Genomic DNA, 5,466 nt, shown 5'->3' with positions numbered 1-5,466 from the left:
CTGGGTGAGATCGTCCAGCGGGTGCGGGACGGACGACTGCGGACGAACATCGGCACCGTCTCGACCCTCGACGACGCCGTCACCGCCTTCAATCGCACCGAGCGACGCAAGGGGAAGACAATCATTCGCGTTCGCCCGTGAGGACTTGGGGGCGGAGAACGGTTCTGCGCTCCCGCCAACTCGGCACGCATCCAGGCGGAAGATCGGCCATGTCCCTACAGCTCGGCCGGCTCATCTAGGTGCAAGAAAGCGACACTCGGTCATCGAATCTTCACGCGCTGGCCGGCGCAATACCTATGAGGAATTAGGTCGTGAGCAGCGCGTCCCTGATCCTGACCGACGGTGGCCTGGCGCTCTCCGAGTCTAAGGCCGTCGGTGCGCGGGGCAGCACCAAGGTGCTCGCCGCGTCGAGCCTGGGCGGCTGCCTCGTGTTCGTCAGCAGCCCCGTCGTCACGGTCGCGCTCGCGACGATTGGCCGAGACATGCGCCTGTCGCCGTTCGAGCTGCAGTGGGTGATGAACGCCGAGCTCTTGCCGCTCGCGGCCTTGACCCTGGTCGCCGGTGCTCTGGGTGACCGGTTCGGACAGAAGCGGATCTTCCTCGGGGGGATCGCTCTCTACGGCCTTGGCGCGGCCGTGATTGGTTTCGCGCCGAGTTTCGCGCCGCTCATCGTCGGCCGCTTCCTGCAAGGCTTGGGCGAAGCCGTGATCCTTCCCAACGGCCTTTCCGTGCTTGGGCGGGCCTTTCCCGCCGACAAGAAAGCCCGCGCGGTCGGCATCTGGTCCGCCGCCGCGGCTGTCGCCAGCGGCGTCGCGCCCGCGATCGCCGGCGCGATCCTCGATCACGGGTCCTGGCGGACGACCTTTCTGATGCTCCTGCCCGTCGTCGCCAGCGCGCTGGCCGTCGGCGCCATGTGGATACCCAAGGACTCCCCGACCAGCCACGCCCGGATCGACGTCGGTGGGGCAGTCCTTTCGACAGTCGGGCTCGGCGGGCTGGGCGCGGGGCTGACCAGCCTGACCAACGGTTCCGGTCTGAACCTTTGGGTGCTCGTCACCGTGATCGTCGGTCTGGGCGGCTTAGCCGGCCTCATCGTGACCCAACGGCGATTAGGCGACAACGCCATGCTGCCCCCGTCCCTGTTCGCCTCGCGGTCGGTCGTCGGCGCGAACCTGTTCACCGCGCTCCTCTACGGGGCGTTCACGGTCATGCTAACCTTGATCCCGTTCGTGATGATCCAAGGCGCGCACCTGCCGACGCTGGTGGCGGGCCTTGCCTTCATTCCCCTGCAAGTGCTGATCACGGTCGTCTCGCCGCTCGCCGGCATGCTCTGCCGCCGGTTCGGCCGGCGCTTGCCATTGTTCGTCGGCGGCGCCGTCGTTGCCCTGGGATGCGCCATGACGCTCAGTGTCGGTTCGAACGCGACCTATTGGGCGGACATCTTCCCGCCCATCCTGTTGCTGTCGCTGGGCATGAGCGTTGTGATCGCACCGTTGACGACCCTCGTCCTCACCTCCGTCGAGTCCGATCGGGCGGGAACCGCGTCTGGTGTCAACAGCGCGGTCTCACGCGCCGGGTCCCTCTTCGCCATCGCCCTGCTCGGCGGTGTCCTGCAGCAGGGCGGTCCTCAGTTGTTTTCAGGATTCCACATGGCGATGGCTATGGCCGCGGTCGCGTGCGTTCTCGCCACGCTCGCGGTGTTCATTATCGAGCCGGGGCCCCACGTCGACTTCATCCCGCGAGACTGACCCGTTCGGTGTCCGCAATCAGCAGTTCGGCAAGGCCTGCGGAAACCATGAGGAACGAAGACCAATCTAAAGGCAGAAGGAGAAAGCCCATGAAGATCCGAACTATCATCGTCGCCACCTGCACCGCCCTGGCCTTCTCGATGGCCGGCGATAGCGAAGCGCAAACCGTCACGAAGAACTTCGAGGCGGCCATTCCGAATATCCCGGGCAAGTCGCTGATCGCCCTGGAAGTCGATTACGCGCCGGGGGCGGCCTCGCCGTCCCACACGCACGCAAAATCGGCTTTCATCTACGCCTATGTGATCTCGGGCGCGATCGAGTCGAAAGTGAATGACGCCGAGACACGCATCTATCGGGCGGGTGAGAGTTGGTCCGAACCGCCGGGTGCGACCCATTCGATCAGCCGCAACGCGAGCAAGGCCGAGCCGGCGAAGCTGCTCGCCGTTTTCGTCCTGGACACCAACGACAAAGCGCTGACCACGCCAGTCAAATAACCTATTGGCTGCGCCAGCCGAGAATCCACGGTGATGACATCGGCCGCGAGTTTACCGCGCCGTCATCCGCCGTGTCACCGAAAGCGGAAAATATGCTTCATGTAAATAACAGCATCTGCCGTGTTGAAAATGCATTTGCCCGAGACGTCGTCGGCGGATTATCCGCTGACGTGAAGACGCTGCCGAGCCGTTGGTTATACGACGAGCGTGGATCTGAACTTTTTGAAGAGATAACGAGGCAGGATGAGTATTATCTGACTCGAGCCGAAACGTCGATCTTGCGAGAGCGGCAGAATGACATCGCCGATTTTGTAGAGTCTGGCGCGATTCTCATCGAGTATGGTGCGGGAGCCGGCGTTAAGACGGAGCTTGTGCTGGCAGGGCTGCGTGACCCGCGAGGCTACGTGCCGATCGATATCGCCGACGCCTTCCTTGCAGAAACGTCGAAGAGGATCGCTTCGCGCTTCCCGTCGCTCTGGGTCCGCCCCATCGAGCACAATTTCCTGGATGTATTTGAGGTTCCGTTTGACGGCTCCGGCGGCGGCAGGACGGGATTTTTCCCGGGCTCGACGATGGGGAATTTGAACGCGAGCGAGGCGAAGACCTTGCTTATGCAGATGGGGCGACACCTGGGCGACAACGGACGCGCTATCATTGGTGTCGATCTCCAGAAAAACGTAGATACGCTTCTGCGCGCTTACGACGACAGCGCGGGTGTGACGGCCGCTTTCAACCTCAACCTCCTTGAGCGGATCAACGCCGAACTGGGCGGCGACTTCCGTTTAGAGCAGTTCAAGCACGTGGCGCGCTGGAACGAGATCGAGAAAGCAGTAGAGATGCATCTGGTCAGCTTGTGCGATCAGCGCATTACACTCTGTGGGCGGACGTTCAATTTCAGAACGTTGGAAACCATCCACACCGAGAGCTCCCGAAAATATACTGCGGAGAGCTTCGAGCGGCTTGCCCGCTCCGGCGGATGGAAGGTTGCCGAGGCTTGGCAGGATGCGGACGGGCTATTCGGCCTGTTCGGACTTATTCGCTACTGAACGGCCGATCGTCCAATTGCCCGCCCATTCATGTGCTGGCTGAATACATCATATTTGGGCGGAAAGTCGGGTGATGACGGCGGTCAGGCGATTACCTAACATCCACACCTTTCCAGAATGCGATGTAGCCTTTGATGGCCGCTGCTGCATCGGAGGGCTTGGCGTAATACCATGCTGCGTCTTCATTAATTTTGCCATCGACGATTAGCGAGCAGTAATTTGCAAGGCCCTTCCATGGACACTGGCTGGTCGTCGTGCTCGGCTTAAGATATTGCGTATTGACGGACTCGGGCGGAAAGTAGTGGTTGCCTTCGACGACAACGGTCTTCTCCGATTCCGCTATCACTGTTCCGTTCCATGTCGCGACTGCCATTTCTCGTTCCTTTCCATGCTATGAGTTCGAACCGATACAACCCGGGCTCGAACCGTTCGACTCGATAGGTCGTCTGGTAGGGGGTGCAGATGATCTCGATCGCCTCAATGAAGCGGACGGACGAGGAGCTCATGCAGTATCGTAACCTTGTCGGCACGTACCAAAAGCCCGGACGCATTCCCAAGAATCTTTCCTGGGTGCATCCGGGCTCTGGCGTTACGCTCGCATCACATAAAAAGCTCCAACCATCCTCAGAGATGGTCGATGCGACCGGATAGGGTTCAGATCGAGCCAGCCGGCGCAACGGCGGGAAAGTCCTTCTCGGGATCGAACACGTTGTTGAAGAAGTTCGTCAGCGAATACATCGCCACCAGCGCGACGATCTCGATGACGTTCGCATCCGTGTAGCCGGCATCGCGGACAGCTTTCAGATCGGCGTCAGTGACGTGCCCCCGGCTCTCGATGACTTTGCGGGCGAACTCGACCGCGGCATCGCGCTTCGGATCGCTGGCATGGCCTTTCCGAGCGAGGATGATTTCATTGGCCGGCAGCTTGGCCATATGATCGGCCGTAAAGCTGTGAACTGTCAGACAGTAGTCGCAGCCATTCACTTCGGAGACGGCGAGGCCGATGCTGTCACGCGTCTTCACGTCGAGCGCCTTGCTCAAGGAGCCGAGCAGGGTAGCCCATGAGTTGAACGCGATCGGGCTTGCCGCGAAGGTCGCCATCATATTTGGGGTGAACCCGATGTTCTTGGTGAACGTATCGAGGGTCGGTTTCGAATCGGCCGGCACCTGCTCCGGCTTTAGAGCCGCACATCGTGGCATCGTAGTCTCCGCAAGTTACTGGCTTCACTAATAATCAAATGAGATCCAACACGTCGGCCACCGGACGGCGCGGCTTCTGCGGCCAGTTTCCCGGACGCTCCGCCCCTACGGACAACAGCATGACCGGTACTTCGTCCTTGGTCAGTCCGAACTCGCGGTGCACTGCTTCGGCATCGAAACCGATCATCGGCGTCGAACCCAAGCCTAGCGAGCGGGCCGCATAGATCATCGCCGCCGCGCCGAAGGTGCCGGTGCGTACTGCCTCGTCGCGCTGGCGCTGCGGGTACTCCATGTACAGATCGCGTGCGGGGATTTCCCATTCCGGCACCATCTTTGCCGGCATGACGCCCGCTTCCACCAGCGGTGCCAGACGCTCTGGTACCACGCTGGAATCGGCCAACTGGCCGCAGACGATGAAGGTAACGGCTGCTTCGGTGATCGCGGGCTGACTCCAAGCGATCGGACTCAGCCGAGCTTTAGCTTCCGGCGTGCGTACGGCGATGAAGCGCCAGTTCTGCAAGTGGAAGGATGTCGGCGCGGTGGTGCCGATTCGCACCAACTCGCGGATTTGTTCGTCGCTCAAGGTGGCGGTCGGGTCGTAGTACTTGGCGGAGCTGCGGCTCAGGATACATTCGATGACGGCGTTGGTCATGGTGATTCCGTTAGTCATGGTGATTCCTACGCGTGAAGGGATGGGTTGAGACAACTTTGCTGGAAATGCCGCAGGCACGGAGCCCGTTCGACATCTCATGCTAGGGGCGATGGGTAGTTTCCCAGGTTGTCCCCGGCGCGCCTGACAGGACACAGCCGGCCGCGTGCATCGAAGGCGCGTGTCGTTCACGGACGAACACGGATGATCGTCTTCCCGCTGATCCGCTTGGTCGGATTGAAAGCAGCGACGGCATCGTCGAGGGTCGAGACGTTGCCGATGTTCGTCCGCAGTCGTCCGTCCCGCACCCGCTGGACGATCTCACCCAG

The 5,466-nt window shown here is 61.3% G+C and carries 7 protein-coding genes and 2 pseudogenes; 5 read left to right on the top strand and 4 right to left on the bottom strand.

Annotated elements, in window-relative coordinates; all coding sequences use genetic code 11:
- The 4 genes and pseudogenes from CQ13_RS42580 to egtD form a co-directional block, all read left to right on the top strand.
- Positions 1–141: pseudogene (locus CQ13_RS42580) on the top strand (NADP-dependent oxidoreductase); the annotation flags it as partial.
- 170 nt (positions 142–311) lie between these two features.
- Positions 312–1,748, top strand: a complete 1,437-nt coding sequence (locus CQ13_RS06205) for an MFS transporter (protein WP_057842127.1) — start codon at positions 312–314, stop codon at positions 1,746–1,748.
- Between the two features lie 89 nt (positions 1,749–1,837).
- Entirely contained in the window at positions 1,838–2,242 is a 405-nt protein-coding gene (locus tag CQ13_RS06200) for a cupin domain-containing protein (protein ID WP_057842126.1), read from the top strand.
- Between the two features lie 92 nt (positions 2,243–2,334).
- Positions 2,335–3,288: an L-histidine N(alpha)-methyltransferase gene (egtD, locus tag CQ13_RS06195; RefSeq protein ID WP_057842125.1), complete on the top strand. Its 954-nt coding sequence runs from the start codon at positions 2,335–2,337 to the stop codon at positions 3,286–3,288.
- 91 nt (positions 3,289–3,379) lie between these two features.
- Here egtD and CQ13_RS06190 read toward each other — a convergent pair whose 3' ends face one another.
- Positions 3,380–3,661 (bottom strand): DUF427 domain-containing protein, encoded by a 282-nt coding sequence (locus CQ13_RS06190; protein WP_057842124.1) that lies wholly within the window; start codon positions 3,659–3,661, stop codon positions 3,380–3,382.
- Between the two features lie 89 nt (positions 3,662–3,750).
- Here CQ13_RS06190 and CQ13_RS06185 point away from each other — a divergent pair, with 89 nt between their 5' ends.
- A complete protein-coding gene (locus CQ13_RS06185; protein ID WP_057842123.1) occupies positions 3,751–3,939 on the top strand; it encodes a hypothetical protein in 189 nt (62 codons plus the stop codon).
- Positions 3,940–3,942: 3 nt separating this feature from the next.
- Here the strand turns inward: CQ13_RS06185 and CQ13_RS06180 are convergent, their stop codons facing one another.
- The 3 genes and pseudogenes from CQ13_RS06180 to CQ13_RS45345 all read right to left on the bottom strand — a co-directional run.
- The gene (locus CQ13_RS06180; protein WP_057842122.1) at positions 3,943–4,488 is read right to left on the bottom strand and encodes a carboxymuconolactone decarboxylase family protein; all 546 of its coding nucleotides are present in this window, start codon (positions 4,486–4,488) and stop codon (positions 3,943–3,945) included.
- 34 nt (positions 4,489–4,522) lie between these two features.
- Positions 4,523–5,158 (bottom strand): nitroreductase family protein, encoded by a 636-nt coding sequence (locus tag CQ13_RS06175; RefSeq protein WP_057842121.1) that lies wholly within the window; start codon positions 5,156–5,158, stop codon positions 4,523–4,525.
- A gap of 167 nt (positions 5,159–5,325) precedes the next feature.
- A pseudogene (locus CQ13_RS45345) lies at positions 5,326–5,466 on the bottom strand (NADP-dependent oxidoreductase); the annotation flags it as partial.

The organism is Bradyrhizobium retamae (assembly GCF_001440415.1).
Taxonomy (GTDB): domain Bacteria; phylum Pseudomonadota; class Alphaproteobacteria; order Rhizobiales; family Xanthobacteraceae; genus Bradyrhizobium; species Bradyrhizobium retamae.
Note: the sequence above shows the minus strand (reverse complement) of the source record. Positions and strands in the feature narration are given on the sequence as shown.

Coding starts and splice junctions, on each gene's coding strand:
- CQ13_RS06200 (WP_057842126.1), top strand. CDS start 1,838: ATGAAGATCCGAACTATCATCGTCGCCACCTGCACCGCCCTGGCCTTC.
- egtD (WP_057842125.1), top strand. CDS start 2,335: ATGCTTCATGTAAATAACAGCATCTGCCGTGTTGAAAATGCATTTGCC.
- CQ13_RS06190 (WP_057842124.1), bottom strand. CDS start 3,661: ATGGCAGTCGCGACATGGAACGGAACAGTGATAGCGGAATCGGAGAAG.
- CQ13_RS06185 (WP_057842123.1), top strand. CDS start 3,751: ATGATCTCGATCGCCTCAATGAAGCGGACGGACGAGGAGCTCATGCAG.
- CQ13_RS06180 (WP_057842122.1), bottom strand. CDS start 4,488: ATGCCACGATGTGCGGCTCTAAAGCCGGAGCAGGTGCCGGCCGATTCG.
- CQ13_RS06175 (WP_057842121.1), bottom strand. CDS start 5,158: ATGACTAACGGAATCACCATGACCAACGCCGTCATCGAATGTATCCTG.